This window comes from Rhizobium sp. PAMB 3182 (assembly GCF_052908355.1).
This window is the reverse complement of record NZ_CM128607.1, coordinates 3,706,760-3,721,766: the sequence shown is the minus strand read 5'-3', so window position 1 is coordinate 3,721,766 and position 15,007 is coordinate 3,706,760. Positions and strand designations below refer to the sequence as shown.

Here is a 15,007-nt window from a genome sequence, read left to right as displayed (position 1 = left end):
CTCCGGCCGGTAGCACCTGCCGTACCGATTGATCTTTCCTAGGCTCTGGAAAAGATCGCGATCGAACGGGATTTCATCTGGAATTCGCTGCCGGGTTCGTGGCTCGAAGGCTCCGGATCGGTCGCATCGGTCAACAGCGCCAGCGTCCAGCGGCGGTCTTCAAGCTGTGCAGGCATGCGGAACGTCACATCCTCCTCGGACGGATTGCAGAAGATCAGCGCTTCGTTCCAGGCACTGCGGCTCCGATACTTCTTCCCGCTCGCCAGATGCAGCTGGAAGCAATTGGAATTCGCCCAGGAGTCCGCCGACTTCTCGCCACCGTCCGCGTCGAACCAGTTGATGGCCATTCCGTCCCGCCAGTTGCGGCGATGGAGAAGCGGCTGCTGCTTTCGGAGCGCGATGAGGCGACGGGTGAAACGGCTGAGATCATGGCCGGCTTCGTCGATATGATCCCAATCGAACCAGGTGATGTCATTGTCCTGGCAGAACCCGTTATTGTTGCCCCGTTGCGTGTGGCCGAACTCGTCGCCGGCAAGGATCATCGGCGTGCCATGCGAGAAGAGCAGCGTCGCCATCAGGTTCTTTGCCTGGCGCAGACGGATGTCATTGATCCGCGGATCGTCGGTCGGTCCTTCCGCGCCGTAATTGTAGCTGTGATTGTTGTCGTGGCCGTCGCGATTGTCCTCGCCATTGGCCTCGTTGTGCTTGCCCTCGTAGCTCACCAGATCGCGAAGCGTGTAGCCGTCATGCGCGGTGACGAAATTGACACTCGACCAGGGCCGGCGGCCGCTATGGTCGTAGATGTCCGCAGAGCCCAGGAGCCGCGCGGCGACGTCCGAGGCAGAGCCCTGATCGTTGCGCCAGAACTGCCGCACACCGTCGCGATACTGGTCGTTCCACTCCGCCCAGCCGGGCGGAAAACCGCCGAGCTGATAACCGCCGGGGCCGAGGTCCCAGGGCTCGCCGATCAGCTTGACCGCCGACAGGACCGGATCCTGCATGACGGCATCGAAGAAGCCGCCGCGGCGGTCGAAGCCCTCGGGCTCCCGCCCGAGAATCGATCCCAGATCGAAGCGGAAGCCGTCGACCTCCATCTCGCTCGCCCAGTAGCGCATCGAATCCGTGATCATCCGGATGACGCGCGGATGGGAGGTGTTCACCGTGTTGCCGGTACCCGTGTCGTTGATGTAGTAGCGCGCCTCGTCCGGCATCGTCCGGTAATAAGAAAAGTTGTCGATCCCCTTGAACGACAGGGTCGGGCCCATTTCGTTGCCCTCGTTGGTGTGGTTGTAGACCACGTCGAGAATGACCTCGATGCCGGCGTCATGGAAGGCGCGGACCATGTCGCGAAATTCGCGCCGGCCGTTCTCGATAACATAGCGGTTGGCGGGGGCGAAGAAGCCCATCGTGCTGTAGCCCCAGTAATTGCTGAGGCCGCGATCGATCAGATGGCCGTCGTCGGTGAAGGCATGGACGGGCAACAGCTCGACCGCCGTCACACCCAGGCTCTTGATGTATTCGACGACATTCGGATGCGCCATGCCGAGAAACTTGCCGCGCTCCCGCTCGGGCACGTCGCTCTTCAAGGCCGTGAACCCTTTCACATGTGCCTCGTAGATGATCGTCGTTGGCCACGGCACCGGTCGGTGATGCGGGCGGCTCTCGCCCTCCTCCGACAACGGCGCACAGACCCGCGCCTTGGGCATGAACGCAGCGCTATCGAGGTCATTGAAGGAAAGATCTCCGGCCTCGTCCTCGAAGCGATAGCCGAAGACCGCCTCGGACCATTTGACGTCGCCGACGATCTCGCGGGCGTACGGGTCGAGGAGCAGCTTGTTCGGGTTGAAGCGATGGCCGGCCATCGGGTCGAACGGACCATGCACCCGGAACCCGTAGAGTGTCCCCGGCGCCAGCCCCGGCACATAGCCGTGCCAGATCTCGTTGGTGTATTCAGGAAGCGTCAGCCGCGCGACCTCCACCTCGCCGCTGGTGTCGAACAGACAGAGTTCGACACGTTCCGCATGCGCGGAAAAGAGCGCGAAATTGACCCCTTCCCCGTCCCACACCGCACCCAGTTCGGTCCAGCGACCGGATTCGATGACGTACTTTCCAGCTTCAGCATTCATGAGTGGTGACCGCCCGAAATTGCGACGAGGAATGGGAAGATATGATTTTCAGGAAAATGTCTCATGCCGGAGGGGCGCCGGGATCGACCCGCCTCACCCGATGGCTTGCCCTGCAGCAACTGAGGCTTCATCGCGGTTCTCTCTATTGAAAAGATGCGCCGCTTTGTGCCTTCGGCGAAAGAGACAGTAGGACTGGCTCTTCGCTGGCATAACTCCGTGGATGAATACTTGTTCCGTGGGTGGCAGAAATTTTGCGTGGCCGGAAGCATGCGAGACACTTCAGCGGCTTCGACCGCACCCGAAGTGTCTCAACAACAAAAAACCCGGCGTGAAGAACACGCCGGGCTTCTTATCAATAGCAGTGCGGAGAGCTTAGCTATCCAGGAACGAGCGCAGCTTGCGCGAGCGGCTCGGGTGCTTGAGCTTGCGCAGCGCCTTCGCCTCGATCTGACGGATACGTTCGCGGGTGACCGAGAACTGCTGGCCGACTTCTTCGAGCGTATGGTCGGTGTTCATGCCGATGCCGAAGCGCATGCGCAGGACGCGTTCTTCACGCGGCGTGAGCGATGCCAGAACGCGGGTCGTCGTCTCGCGCAGGTTCGCCTGGATGGCGGCATCGATCGGCAGAAGCGCGTTCTTGTCCTCGATGAAGTCGCCGAGATGCGAATCCTCTTCGTCGCCGACCGGCGTTTCCAGCGAGATCGGCTCCTTGGCGATCTTCAGGACCTTGCGGACCTTTTCGAGCGGCATGGCGAGCTTTTCTGCCAGTTCTTCCGGCGTCGGCTCGCGGCCGATCTCGTGCAGCATCTGGCGCGACGTGCGGACGATCTTGTTGATCGTCTCGATCATGTGCACCGGAATACGGATCGTGCGGGCCTGGTCGGCGATCGAGCGGGTGATCGCCTGACGGATCCACCACGTCGCATAGGTCGAGAACTTGTAGCCGCGGCGGTATTCGAACTTGTCGACAGCCTTCATCAGACCGATGTTGCCTTCCTGAATGAGATCGAGGAACTGCAGGCCGCGGTTCGTGTACTTCTTGGCGATCGAGATGACGAGACGCAGGTTGGCCTCGACCATTTCCTTCTTGGCGATGCGGGCTTCGCGCTCACCCTTCTGCACCATGTGCACGATGCGGCGGAATTCCGTGACCGAAATGCCGGTCTCGGTCGCAAGGCTCTGGATCTCCGAGCGGATATCGCGGATCGTCTGGTTTTCCTCGCGGGCGAAATCCTTCCAGCCCTTGGCGGCCAGATTGGCGATCGACTTCATCCAATTCGGATCGAGTTCCGCGCCCTGGTACTGTTCGAGGAAGCTGTCACGCTTGACGCCGTAGCTTTCGGCGAGACGCAGCAGACGGCCCTCGTTCTGCACGAGGCGCTTGTTGATGTCGTAGAGCTGCTCGACCAGAAGGTCGATGCGGTTCTGGTTGAGCGACAGCGACTTGACCGCCGTGATCAGCTCGTCCTTCAGCTCCTTGTAGCGGCGCTCCTGGGCGGACGACAGCGTACCGGTTGCCGCCAGGCGGGCTTCCACCTGCTGGTCCTGCAGCTTGCGCAGCTTCTTGTAGGTGTCGGCGATGTGGTCGAGCGTCATCATCACCTGCGGCCGCAGCTCGGCTTCCATGGCCGCCAGCGACAGGTTGCTCTCGTCCTCGTCTTCTTCTTCCTCTTCCGGCAGGCCCATCTCGCCGCCGACATTGGTGATGTCGTCCTCACCGGACGAAGAGGCCCGCGCCCGGCGCGTGTTTTCTTTCTCTTCGGCCGCCTTGCGGTCGGCTTCGATCTTTTCAGGGCTCTGGAACTGCGGAGCGGCCTTCGCCTCGGGACCGGAATAGGTTGTCTCGAGGTCGATGATTTCGCGCAGCAGCGTCGTGCCTTCATTGAGCTCGTCGCGCCAGATGATCAGCGCCTGGAAGGTCAGCGGGCTCTCACAGAGGCCGCCGATCATGGTTTCGCGGCCAGCCTCGATGCGCTTCGCAATCGCGATTTCGCCTTCGCGCGACAGCAGCTCGACCGATCCCATTTCGCGCAGATACATGCGCACCGGATCGTCGGTACGGTCCGTCGGTTCCTTCTTCTTCGCCGTGGTCAGCGCACCGGTCGACGGCGCGGCCAGCGCACCGCCTTCGCTATCTTCGTCGTCACTGTCGTCGGAGTTCGCATTGGCGTTCTCGTCGACCTCGTCCTCGTCTTCGATGACGTTGATGCCCATGTCGGAGAGCATCGCCATGGTGTCTTCGATCTGCTCGGACGTGACTTCCTCGGACGGCAGGACGGCATTGAGCTCATCCATCGTCACATAGCCGCGCTTCTTGGCGGCCTTGATCATCTTCTTGACCGCGTCGGCGGAAAGATCGAGAAGCGGACCATCCTGCGAGCTATCGCGTTCCGATTCGGCTTCTTCGTTTTCTTTGACCTTGGTTGCCATATTGCCTTGTCGCTTTCGTTGACGCTTTCAATTGCCCAGACGGTAAACGTCGCCCGCGCCTGCCGGATCGGTCACGATACGGAGGTCCTGCGAACGAATCGCCTTTCGTCAGCTAATGGAACGACGTTTAATGCCAGATTAACCACACTCACGGACGCCTGCTCGCCGGTCGGCATTTGCGACCGCTTGTTGCCAGTCATGGTTTCCCTGATCCGCCCGATACCGTTCACCAAACTTTTAGAGATGGTGATTCCCACAATTTTTTCGTCCGTCAAGCTTCATACGCGAAAAAGCGCCGAATTTGCGGAAAAAACCTTTAACAACCGGGGTCCGGACCTTCACCATCCATCTGGACCATAATGTAGGAGCGCCCGGTTCAAAGACAAGTGCAGGCACGATCACGCAATCTTCACCCCTGAAATCGTGCGTCAACGCCCCCGTTTCCGGATCAATAGCAGCGATTGCGAGACGCTGCAAATTTCGGCAGCGCGCTCCGGCTCTATTTCTTGCCCGCGACGCCCTTGACGCGGCCGGACATCACCCCGAACCCTTCGATGATCGCCTCCTGGTTTTCCAGGCGTAGCCCCTCCTGGTGCACCTCCTGAAGCGCCAGCATCAGCTGCATCATGCGGGTCTCGTCGCCCGCCTCCGTCGCCTCGGCGATTTCGCGCTGCAGCTCGGCCTTCTGCCGCGACAGCGCTTTCGTCCGCTTGTGCAGGGCGATCGTCTGCAGGTAGCCGTCCCGGGCATCCTCCTCCGCAGCCTCCGCCGTCGCCGTCCACAGCCGCGCATTGCGCACCTGCTGTTCAAGGCTGGCGATCAGCGGCGCAAATCCCTGCCGTTCGAGTTCTTCCATCAGCAGCTCGCGCGAAAGCTTCGGACCGAGCGCCGCCGCCGAACCGAGCAGCACGGGCCAGAGCCGCTGCAGTTCGCGGTTCTCGTAGAGGATGGTCGACACCTCGTCATATTCCGACAGAAGCAGGCCGGGATGATTGGCGATCGTCAAGGCCAGCACGCTTTCGCGCAGCGGCGGCTGCGAATGGTGGCCCTTGACCATGCCCGAGCCCGAAAGGCTCTGCGAGGCGAGCGTGGATTTCGCCGGCGGCTGTCCCCTGCCGCCGCCACCCCGGCGCGGGCCGGCATTGCGGCGGTCGCCGCCACCACCGGACGACGCAAATTGCGGGCGGAAAAAGGCGTTCAGCCGGTCCCGCATGTCCTGCTGGTAATGCCGGCGAACATTCTCGTCGGCAATCACCGAGGTGATCTGGCGAAGCCGCGCCTCAAGCTCGGCCCGCTTCTCCGGCGTGTCGTACTGCCCAGCCTGAACCTCCCGGTTCCAGAGCATTTCGGACAGCGGCTGCGATTGCGCGGCCATCCGGTCGAAGGCCGCCCTTCCGTCGTCGCGCACGAGATCGTCCGGGTCCTTGCCGTCCGGCAGCAGGATGAAGCGCACGGAGCGTCCCGGCTTGATGTGCGGCAGCGCCAGATCGGCGGCACGGTTGGCGGCGCGGATGCCGGCGCCGTCACCGTCGAAGCAGAGCATCGGCTCCGGCGTCATCCGCCACAGGAGTTCCAGCTGGTTTTCGGTGAGCGCAGTGCCAAGCGGCGCGACCGCATTCTCGATACCCGCCTGATGCAGGGCGATCACGTCCATGTAGCCTTCGACGGCAATCACGGTCGAAGCGCCTTCGCTGCCGCCGAGCGCACGGCGGGCGCGGGCAAAGTTGAACAGCACATTGCCCTTGTGAAAGAGCTCGGTCTCATTCGAGTTGAGGTACTTTGCCGGCGCATCCGGCGACATGGCACGGCCGCCGAAGGCGATCACCTTTTCGCGCGACGACAGGATCGGAAACATGATCCGGTCGCGGAACCGGTCGTAGGAGACCGGAATGTCCGGGCCATGGACGACGAGGCCGCAAGCCTCGATCTGCTCCTTGGCGACGTCCTTGCCGGCGAGATACTCCTTCAGCGCATTGCGGCTTTCCGGTGCAAAGCCGAGACGGAAGGTCTCGATCGTCCTCCCCGAAAGGCCGCGTTCACGCAGGTAGGCCCGCGCCCGCGCACCGGAGGCCGACTGCAGCTGATCCTGGAAGAACTGCGTCGCCATTTCCATGACGTCCTCGAGCGTGGCGCGCTGGCGTTCGCGCCGCTCTGCCTGGATGTCGGGCTTGGGCATCGGCACGCCGGCCATGTCGGCGATCTGCTCTACGGCTTCGGGAAACGGCAGGCCATCAAGCTCGGTCAGGAAGCGGAAATGGTCGCCCGACACACCGCAGCCGAAGCAGTGGTAGCGGCCCTTCCTGTCCTCGCAGTGAAAGCTCGGCGACTTCTCTCCGTGGAACGGGCAGCAAGCCCAGTAGTCGCCGCGCGACGGGTTCGTCTTCTTGCGGTCCCACGTCACCCGACGTCCGATGACGCTCGAAATCGGCACCCGATCTCTGATCTCGTCAAGGAAGGAAGGGGAAAAGCGCATCGCGGCTCCGGATTTCGCAGACAGACAATTTACATGAACTCGGCAGTGCCATCATCCGATATTCGCCGGCAGTCAACAGCAATTTGAAAACCGGCCCAAACCTCCATATACCCTGCCGCTCCGGCTTACCAATTTGTAATCTAATTACCGATATTTAATTTGAACCGGCGGGGGCCGGGTCGTAAGTTCTTAGTCACCGGACAGGGTCTACCCCACCCCCACACGCAGAACCCAGTCCGGTGTTGCCGATGCCGCTGCACATCCCCGCCAACCTGGCAGCGCTCGGAAAGACAAAAGGGCAGGAACTTCCCGGTTCCTGCCCCTTGTTTTTTTCAGGGCCGGAGCCCTGAGCTTCTGTCGGCAGCCGCCTACTTCAGCATATCCTTGACGACACCGGAGGCCTTCCCGAAATCCATCTGGCCGGCATAACGCTCCTTGAGCGCGCTGATGCACTTGCCCATGTCGCGCAACCCCTGCGCGCCGGTTTCCGCGACCACGGACGCACACACTTCACGGATACGGTCTTCGGACAGCTGCTGCGGCATGAACGAACGGATGACCTTTATTTCGGCCAGTTCCTGATCGGCAAGCTCCTGGCGGCCGGCTTCCTGGTAGATCTTGGCGGATTCCTCGCGCTGCTTGATCATCTTGGCGAGGATCTGCAGAATCTCGTCGTCGGAAACGGGGTCCTTGCCGACGCCTCGGTTGGCGATATCGCGGTCCTTGATCGCGGCCTGGACGAGGCGGATCGTCGAAATCCGCGGCGCGTCCTTCGCCTTCAAGGCGTCCTTGAGTTGAGTCGATAGTTCTTCACGCATTTTTGGTTCACTCCTGCAGGAACGGATCGGCTGGCGCCCTCGTGGAGCTGCCCGCCAGACATTCTGCGTTTCTGCTGTCTTTTCGCCCTATTTCGCCGTCTCATAGACCAGAGCCCGAGCAACAATCAAATTAAAAGCACAAGCCATTGAATCGATTGAATCTCGTCAATCGCAAACTTGTCGCTTCCGTTGCACTGGACACCGGTCCGATGAAATTTCCTTCAAAGATTTGCAAGTGCCGATTGACCGCCCGCCGGGCTTTCATTATTTACCGTCACCTGCACATAATTCAAAAACGGCTTTGTCCCGCGGGAGTTCCCTCGGGGCCCTTTGCTGCAGCTATAAATGGCCCGGGCGGTCCGATCTTTCAAGATCACCCGCCGGCGGGCCGGAAACGGATAGTGATGACCGCGACCCCAGCATGGACTCCCCAGAAGCCTACCGCCCTCCTCGTCCTTGCGGACGGAACAGTGATCGAAGGCACCGGCATCGGTGCAACCGGCAAGGTGCAGGCGGAAGTCTGCTTCAACACGGCCCTGACCGGCTACGAGGAAATCCTCACGGATCCCTCCTATCTCGGCCAGATCGTTACCTTCACCTTCCCGCACATCGGCAACATCGGCACCAATGACGAGGACATCGAAGACCTGACGCCGGCAGCCCGCCGCGGCGCGGTCGGCGTCATCTTCAAGGCCGACATCACCGAACCGTCCAACTATCGCGCCGCCAAGCACCTCGACGCCTGGCTGAAGGCCCGCGGCATCATCGGCATGTGCGGCATCGACACGCGCGCGCTGACCGCCTGGATCCGCGAGAACGGCTCGCCGAATGCGGTGATCGCCAACGATCCGTCCGGCGTCTTCGACATCGACACCCTGAAGGCTGAAGCCAAGGCCTGGAGCGGCCTGGAAGGCCTCGACCTCGCCAAGGAAGCCACCACCGGCCAGTCCTCCACCTGGACGGAGACGCCTTGGGTCTGGAACGAAGGCTACGGCGAACTCGAAGTCGACAAGGCCGCCTATCACGTCGTCTGCATGGATTTTGGCGTCAAGCGCAACATCCTGCGTCTGTTTGCCGGCCTGAACTGCAAGGTGACGGTGCTGCCGGCAACGGCGACCGCCGAAGACGTCCTTGCCCACAAGCCGGACGGCGTCTTCCTCTCGAACGGCCCGGGCGATCCGGCTGCGACCGGCGAATACGCCGTCCCGGCGATCAAGGGATTGATCGACAGCGGCATCCCGATCTTCGGCATCTGCCTCGGCCACCAGATGCTGGGTCTGGCCGCCGGCGGCAAGACGATGAAGATGCACCAGGGTCACCACGGCGCCAACCATCCGGTCAAGGATCACACGACCGGCAAGGTCGAGATCGTCTCGATGAACCACGGCTTCGCGGTCGATTCGAAGTCCCTGCCGCAAGGCATTGAGGAGACTCACGTATCGCTGTTCGACGGCACCAATTGCGGCCTGCGCATCACCGGCAAGCCGATCTTCTCGGTCCAGCATCACCCGGAGGCCTCCCCCGGCCCCCAGGACAGCCATTACCTCTTCCGCCGCTTCGTCAATCTGATCCGCGAGCAGAAGGGCGAGCCGGCGCTGGCCGAACGCTGAGCCTCTAAGGCATTGTGAATCCCAAAGCCCGGAGCGATCGCATCGCTCCGGGCTTTTTTTTTCGCGCGCCCGCTTGACCTCAACTTTACTTGAGGCAGCAGAACGCCGTCCGCAGTCATCGCCTCCTGAATCGAAAGGCAAAGAGATGAGCGGAAACCTCTACAGGATCGACAAGTTTTCAGTTCCGACCGCCGCCCGCGACGAGTTCCTCGTCAACGTGCAGCGCATGGATCGCATCCTCAATCAGATGGAAGGCTGTCTCGGGCACCGGATACTGGAACAGGTGAGCGGCCCCGGCGAATTCAACATCGTGACGATTGCCGAATGGGAAAGCGAGGCTGCTCTCAGCAAAGCCCGTGAAACCATGGCAGAGGCCCAGGCGGCCATGAACTTCGATCCGAAGGAACTGATCACCCGGCTCGGCATTCGCGCCGATATCGCCAACTATGCCGAGGTCAGTGGCTGACGGGCGCCATCTCGGTCATCCACCGCTTCTCGCGCTTCACCAGCAGGTAGAAGCGCGCAAGCAGTGCCGCCGCCGCCGTACCGAGCCCGACCATGAAGCCGTACCAGATGCCGGCGCCGCCGAAGCCGAGCTTGAAGGCCAGCACATAGGCGAGCAGAAGCCCGATCGGCCAGTAGGAGATCAGTGCCAGGATCATCGGAATGCGGGCGTCCTTCATGCCGCGCAACAGGCCCGCGCCGACCGCCTGCATGCCGTCCATCATCTGGAAGATCGCGGCGATCATGATCAGCGTCGTCGCGTAGTCCAACACTGCCGGCGCTTCCGGCAGCGACGTGTCGAGATAGAGGCTTCCGAGGAACCGCGGCATGGTGGCAAACAGCGCCGCCCCGGCGCATTGCGTGACGACCGTCAGGCCGAGAATGGTCAGGGACGCCCGCACCAGCGCTTCGAAGTCGCCGCGCCCATGCGCCACGCCAACCCTGACGGTCGCGGCCTGCGACATCCCGAGCGGGATCATGAAGGCGATCGAGGCGAGTTGCAGCGCAATGCCATGCGCGGCAAGCTCGATCGTGCCGATCCAGCCCATCAGCAGCGAGGCGGCGGTAAACAGGCTGACTTCGGCGAGAATGGTAATCGCGATCGGCATTCCGAGCCGGACGACCTCGATCAGGCCCGGCCAGTCCGGCCGCCAGAAGCGGACGAATAGGTCGTAGGCGCGCGTTTCGGCGCGCGTCTGTACGTAGAACACCAGAACCAGGAAGCCGAGCGTATGGACGCAGGTGGCAACGATCGCGGCACCATGCAGCTCCAGACGCGGCAGGCCGAAATGGCCGAGCACGAGCGCATAGGCGAGCACCGCATTCGAGATGAGCATGACCAGCGTCACGTAGAGGATGATGCCGGCCCGACCGATGGCGCTGACCAGCGAGCGCAGCACGTTGAACCCAAGTGCCGGGAAAATGCCGATGCCGGCGATCTTCAGGAATTCGCCGGCAAGGCGCGCAACCTCGGGCACCTGCCCCAGCGCCAGCAGGATTGTCTCGGCGTTGAAGAACAGCAGCAGCGACAACAGCGAATAGGCGATCGAAGCCCACAGGCCCATGCGTACCGACCGGCGGATCGAGACGGCATCATTGCGCCCGTAGGCCTGCGCCACCATCGGCACCACCGCATAGGAGAAGCCGGAGCCGAAGATCAGCAGCGTGAAGAAGAACTGGCTGCCGAGCACGATCGCGGCAAGCTTTTCGGCGCCGAGCTGTCCGACGATGATGACATCCGTCGTGTTGATGCCGATCTGCGCCAGCTGCGCGCCGATCAGCGGCAGCCCGAGCAGAAGCGTCGCTTTCAGATGCGCGGACCAGCGGTTGTCTTCCGCCGTCGCGACCGCCTGAGAACCGGCCATGGACATTGCTGTTCCTCCAAATGCGAAAACGCCGATCCCGGGAATGATCCGGAATGCGGCGCGCATCTGCCCTTAATATATCCCCGCCGGCCCGACCAGCAAAAACGGGAACAGGTCAAAACAATTGATCAGCAATTCAGCCGCTCTGATGGAAGGCAATACGAAGCCCGAACGGACGGGCAACATGCGACCTTGCCCAGCTCGTTTTCCTTGCCTTCAGCACCGCGGAAGCCGGAATCGCGAGTTCATCGTCGCAAGCTGTCTCGCTGCCTGGTATCCAGGGCGACCATCAGACCGGATTGGAAAAGGTATCGCAGGACTCGAGATTGCCGGTGTCGAAGCCGCGCTTGAACCATTTGACGCGCTGGGCCGAAGTTCCATGGGTGAAGCTGTCCGGCACCGCATAGCCCTGCGTGCTCTTCTGCAGGGCGTCGTCGCCGATCTGGTTGGCGGCCTTGAGCGCCTCTTCCAGGTCACCCGGATCCATGTAGCCCTTGTCCTTCTCGGCGCGCCCGAAAATGCCGGCAAAGCAGTCTGCCTGAAGCTCGACGCGGACGGACAGCCTGTTGGCTTCGTCCTGGCCCATCTTCTGGCGCATGCGATGATATTCCGGCAGGATGCCGAGCAGGTTCTGCACGTGATGCCCCACTTCGTGGGCGATCACATAGGCATCGGCGAAATCGCCGGCAGCACCGAAGCGCTGCGACAGTTCGTCGAAGAAGTCCATGTCGAGATAGACCTTGCTGTCGGTCGGGCAGTAGAACGGCCCCATCGCCGAAGACGCCTGCCCGCAGGCAGACGGATAGGCGCCGGAAAACAGCACCAGCTTGGGCGCCACATAGGTCTCACCGCTCTGGTCGAGGATTTTCGTCCACGCGTCTTCCGTATCAGCAAGGACGGTCGCCACGAATGCCTTGGTCTGGCTGTCCGCCGTGCTGCCGGAAGGCGACGTGCTTTGCTCATAGCCGGAGCCTGAGCCGCCAACGCTGCCGCCCCCCTGGTTGAGCAGCTGCAGGACATCGATGCCCATGGCCTTCAGCACGAAGAAGATGATGACGAGCACCACGATGGACCCAATGCCGCCGCGCCGCCCACCGCCGCCGGTGGATGGAAAATTAATACCGCCCCGCCCGAACGGGCTGCGGCCGAATCCGCCCTGGCGCGAACTGCCGCGAACATCCTCAACGTTGTCGGACTGACGGCGTCCCTTCCATTCCATGCTGTTCTCTCCCGAATGTGCTGTGCGAGAGATTATAGGCTTTGCTCGTTGCTTTGGTAGAGCCGAAACGTCACCGGGAGAGCTGTTTTTGCCAGACCGGCCAAAGGAGGAGAACTGCCGCCAGCAGGATGGCAAGGCCGAGCGGCCATGCGGCGAGACTGCCGCTGAACATGGCCGTGTTCATCAGCCGGCCGGGAATGAGAGTGAAACCGCCCGCTACCACGATCCCGCCGACATACATGCCCAGCACATGTCTACGGTGGCCGCGGATATTATGGCGGCGCGCCGCATGGATCGCCCGCAGGGCGGCAAAGATCACGTAGAGCGAGAGGAGATGGATCGGACTGAACGGGCCGACGAGACGGATCGTATGAATGAAGAAGGACGAAACCGCCGTTGCCACCATGAGCCCGAGCCAGATCTTGCCGAGCAGTCTGTGCAGCGCCGTCCCTTTCGGACGAAGCAGGAGATAGGCGCCGAGCACGGCGGCAGGCACCACTGTGGCGACATGGAGCTTTATGGCAAGGCCGGCATAGAGAAGTGGTTCGAGCGTCATGGATTTTTCCCTTGCCATGGACGTGGCGAGTTGAAGTCCCGCGGTTTTTCATCCATCTCTCGGGCATGCTCAAAGGAAAGAACGCCAACGAACCGGAAAACTTCGCAGACGGCGGGCGCCTGCAATTGGCGCTTCGCGAACTGCAGGTCTTCGCCTCCTCCCCACGCTTCTGGCTGACCTTCGCGGCCGTCGTGCTGATCTTCGCGATTTCCGGTCCTTTCGGGACTTCGCAGAGCATGGGGGTACTGCCGCGCTTCGCCTTCTGGCTCATGCTGCACGGCATCGCCTGGTCGCTGGCCGTCATCTGCGTCGTCGGCGCGAAGGTTCTTTTGGCCGAGCATATCGAGAGCAGCCTGATCCGCATGTGCATCGGCGCCATCGTTGCGGCAATTCCGATCGGCATCGCACTGGAGCTGATCCTCTGGTCATGGGAGAGAACACCGCCGAGCCTTGCAGGCTTCCTTCACAATGCCGCGCTGAGCCTGCCGCTTTCGCTCCTTTTCTGCCTCTTGTCTTATCTCGCCATGAGCGGCAGCGCCGCACCGTCGGCCGCAACCGAGATGCCACAGCAGTCTGCCGCACCGACCGGCAGCGACGCCGTGCCGCTGTTGGACCGGTTGAAGCCGGAGCAACGCGGCGCGATCCTGCGGCTCACCGTCGAGGATCATTACACGGCCGTGACCACCAGCCGCGGTCGGGCGCTGGTACTGATCCGCTTTGCCGATGCCATGAAAGAGCTCGGCGAGACCGAGGGAATGCAGGTCCACCGCTCGCATTGGGTGGCGCGCGCCCATGTTGCGGAACTGCTGCGCGACGATGGCCGGCTGACATTGAGGCTCAAGGACGGCGACGAAGTTCCCGTCAGCCGCACCTATGGCGCGGCGGTGCGTGCGGCATTCGGTCCGTGAGCGCGCCGGAGCTTGACCGGCTCCCTCTCAGCTGCGAATGACGGCTTCCGCTCACATCCGATGATCTGTTTCGCATGATACGCCACATCGTCTTCTTCACCGCCAGGAACCCGCAGGACCGTGACGCCGTCTATGAGGGGCTGGCGCTGCTCACCGGCATTCCGGACAAGCTGCATCTTGAAATCGGCCGCAACTTCCGCAACGACCCGATCAGCCCCGGCGGTCCGGATTTCATCGTCTACGGCGAATTTGCGGATGAGGAGCAGCTGGCCCGCTACAAGGCGCATCCGCTCTACCAGACCTCGATCGAGATCGTCCGGCCATTGCGCGACATGCGGATCGCGGCGGATTTCCTGTCCGGCTGACGGGGTCGCCGCCTCGCTATTCCTGCGACGCGTTGCGCACCGTCTCGTCCAGCCCGTCGACGAAGCGCGGGAAGAGCGCGGCGAAACGCTCGATATCTTCTTGCGTCCAGTCGGCGACGATCGTCTCCAGAACCTGAAGCTTGACCGCGTTCATCTCCCTCTTGAAGGAGATGCCCTCCTCCGTCAGTTCAACGACCGTCCGGCGGGCATCCGCCTGGGACACCGTGCGGCGGAAAACGCCGCGCTGCACGAGATCGGCAATCAGCCGGCTCGCCCGTGAATGATCCACCCGCATCAGTTCCGCGACGGCGCCGACGGTCGCCTCGCTTTCCGCACTGCTGCGCCGGACCGCTTCGATGACATCGAGATGCGAGAGGTCAAGATCCGGCGCGGTGCGGCTGATCATAAGCCGCCCGAGCATGCGTCGGCCGATCATCAGGCGCATGCGCGTCATCGCCTCCGAAATGGCCTCGATCAGGCCGGCCAGCTCCTGCGTTTCCAAGGGCGTCACGAGATCGGCGGTATCGGTCATCATTGCTCCAGAATTGCCGCCGCGGGCGGTCACCTTGCCGACAATAGCAAGTTTACGTGCAAAAGTCACTAAATTGTACATTGACAATTATATGTTAAAGTC

At 62.2% G+C, this 15,007-nt stretch carries 12 protein-coding genes; 4 read left to right on the top strand and 8 right to left on the bottom strand.

Annotated elements, in window-relative coordinates:
- Window positions 1-38 precede the first annotated feature (38 nt).
- The 4 genes from glgX to ACU5AZ_RS17835 form a co-directional block, all read right to left on the bottom strand.
- Window positions 39-2,126, bottom strand: coding sequence for a glycogen debranching protein GlgX (gene glgX, locus ACU5AZ_RS17850; RefSeq protein WP_446823666.1), 2,088 nt, complete (start codon window positions 2,124-2,126; stop codon window positions 39-41).
- 372 nt (window positions 2,127-2,498) lie between these two features.
- Window positions 2,499-4,556 (bottom strand): RNA polymerase sigma factor RpoD, encoded by a 2,058-nt coding sequence (gene rpoD, locus ACU5AZ_RS17845; protein WP_446823665.1) that lies wholly within the window; start codon window positions 4,554-4,556, stop codon window positions 2,499-2,501.
- 499 nt (window positions 4,557-5,055) lie between these two features.
- On the bottom strand, window positions 5,056-7,029 hold the full coding sequence (gene dnaG, locus ACU5AZ_RS17840; RefSeq protein WP_446823664.1) for a DNA primase: 1,974 nt from the start codon (window positions 7,027-7,029) through the stop codon (window positions 5,056-5,058).
- Window positions 7,030-7,397: 368 nt separating this feature from the next.
- Complete coding sequence (locus tag ACU5AZ_RS17835; protein ID WP_446823663.1) at window positions 7,398-7,847, bottom strand: GatB/YqeY domain-containing protein; 450 nt, start codon at window positions 7,845-7,847, stop codon at window positions 7,398-7,400.
- A gap of 404 nt (window positions 7,848-8,251) precedes the next feature.
- Here ACU5AZ_RS17835 and carA point away from each other — a divergent pair, with 404 nt between their 5' ends.
- Together carA and ACU5AZ_RS17825 are read left to right on the top strand one after the other, a co-directional pair.
- Window positions 8,252-9,457, top strand: a complete 1,206-nt coding sequence (carA, locus tag ACU5AZ_RS17830; RefSeq protein WP_446823662.1) for a glutamine-hydrolyzing carbamoyl-phosphate synthase small subunit — start codon at window positions 8,252-8,254, stop codon at window positions 9,455-9,457.
- 145 nt (window positions 9,458-9,602) lie between these two features.
- The gene (locus tag ACU5AZ_RS17825; RefSeq protein WP_446823661.1) at window positions 9,603-9,923 is read left to right on the top strand and encodes an antibiotic biosynthesis monooxygenase family protein; all 321 of its coding nucleotides are present in this window, start codon (window positions 9,603-9,605) and stop codon (window positions 9,921-9,923) included.
- Here the strand turns inward: ACU5AZ_RS17825 and ACU5AZ_RS17820 are convergent.
- The 3 genes from ACU5AZ_RS17820 to ACU5AZ_RS17810 all read right to left on the bottom strand — a co-directional run bounded on the left by ACU5AZ_RS17820 (window position 9,913) and on the right by ACU5AZ_RS17810 (window position 13,100).
- Window positions 9,913-11,331: an MATE family efflux transporter gene (locus tag ACU5AZ_RS17820; RefSeq protein ID WP_446823660.1), complete on the bottom strand. Its 1,419-nt coding sequence runs from the start codon at window positions 11,329-11,331 to the stop codon at window positions 9,913-9,915. The two genes, ACU5AZ_RS17825 and ACU5AZ_RS17820, sit on opposite strands and share 11 nt — an antisense overlap.
- Window positions 11,332-11,614: 283 nt before the next feature.
- On the bottom strand, window positions 11,615-12,544 hold the full coding sequence (gene ypfJ / locus ACU5AZ_RS17815; RefSeq protein ID WP_446823659.1) for a KPN_02809 family neutral zinc metallopeptidase: 930 nt from the start codon (window positions 12,542-12,544) through the stop codon (window positions 11,615-11,617).
- A 70-nt stretch (window positions 12,545-12,614) separates the two neighbouring features.
- Window positions 12,615-13,100: a DUF2306 domain-containing protein gene (locus tag ACU5AZ_RS17810; RefSeq protein WP_446823658.1), complete on the bottom strand. Its 486-nt coding sequence runs from the start codon at window positions 13,098-13,100 to the stop codon at window positions 12,615-12,617.
- 65 nt (window positions 13,101-13,165) lie between these two features.
- On the opposite strand from ACU5AZ_RS17810, the gene ACU5AZ_RS17805 reads away from it, so the two are divergent.
- On the top strand, window positions 13,166-14,008 hold the full coding sequence (locus tag ACU5AZ_RS17805) for a LytTR family DNA-binding domain-containing protein (RefSeq protein WP_446823657.1): 843 nt from the start codon (window positions 13,166-13,168) through the stop codon (window positions 14,006-14,008).
- A gap of 74 nt (window positions 14,009-14,082) precedes the next feature.
- Window positions 14,083-14,373: a Dabb family protein gene (locus ACU5AZ_RS17800; RefSeq protein ID WP_446823656.1), complete on the top strand. Its 291-nt coding sequence runs from the start codon at window positions 14,083-14,085 to the stop codon at window positions 14,371-14,373.
- Between the two features lie 16 nt (window positions 14,374-14,389).
- Here the strand turns inward: ACU5AZ_RS17800 and ACU5AZ_RS17795 are convergent, their stop codons facing one another.
- A complete protein-coding gene (locus ACU5AZ_RS17795; RefSeq protein ID WP_446823655.1) occupies window positions 14,390-14,908 on the bottom strand; it encodes a MarR family winged helix-turn-helix transcriptional regulator in 519 nt (172 codons plus the stop codon).
- Window positions 14,909-15,007: the final 99 nt, after the last annotated feature.

Excerpts from the sequence above, each read along its gene's own strand:
- glgX (WP_446823666.1), bottom strand. The coding sequence starts at position 2,126 with ATGAATGCTGAAGCTGGAAAGTACGTCATCGAATCCGGTCGCTGGACC.
- rpoD (WP_446823665.1), bottom strand. The coding sequence starts at position 4,556 with ATGGCAACCAAGGTCAAAGAAAACGAAGAAGCCGAATCGGAACGCGAT.
- dnaG (WP_446823664.1), bottom strand. The coding sequence starts at position 7,029 with ATGCGCTTTTCCCCTTCCTTCCTTGACGAGATCAGAGATCGGGTGCCG.
- ACU5AZ_RS17835 (WP_446823663.1), bottom strand. The coding sequence starts at position 7,847 with ATGCGTGAAGAACTATCGACTCAACTCAAGGACGCCTTGAAGGCGAAG.
- carA (WP_446823662.1), top strand. The coding sequence starts at position 8,252 with ATGACCGCGACCCCAGCATGGACTCCCCAGAAGCCTACCGCCCTCCTC.
- ACU5AZ_RS17825 (WP_446823661.1), top strand. The coding sequence starts at position 9,603 with ATGAGCGGAAACCTCTACAGGATCGACAAGTTTTCAGTTCCGACCGCC.
- ACU5AZ_RS17820 (WP_446823660.1), bottom strand. The coding sequence starts at position 11,331 with ATGTCCATGGCCGGTTCTCAGGCGGTCGCGACGGCGGAAGACAACCGC.
- ypfJ (WP_446823659.1), bottom strand. The coding sequence starts at position 12,544 with ATGGAATGGAAGGGACGCCGTCAGTCCGACAACGTTGAGGATGTTCGC.
- ACU5AZ_RS17810 (WP_446823658.1), bottom strand. The coding sequence starts at position 13,100 with ATGACGCTCGAACCACTTCTCTATGCCGGCCTTGCCATAAAGCTCCAT.
- ACU5AZ_RS17805 (WP_446823657.1), top strand. The coding sequence starts at position 13,166 with ATGCTCAAAGGAAAGAACGCCAACGAACCGGAAAACTTCGCAGACGGC.
- ACU5AZ_RS17800 (WP_446823656.1), top strand. The coding sequence starts at position 14,083 with ATGATACGCCACATCGTCTTCTTCACCGCCAGGAACCCGCAGGACCGT.
- ACU5AZ_RS17795 (WP_446823655.1), bottom strand. The coding sequence starts at position 14,908 with ATGATGACCGATACCGCCGATCTCGTGACGCCCTTGGAAACGCAGGAG.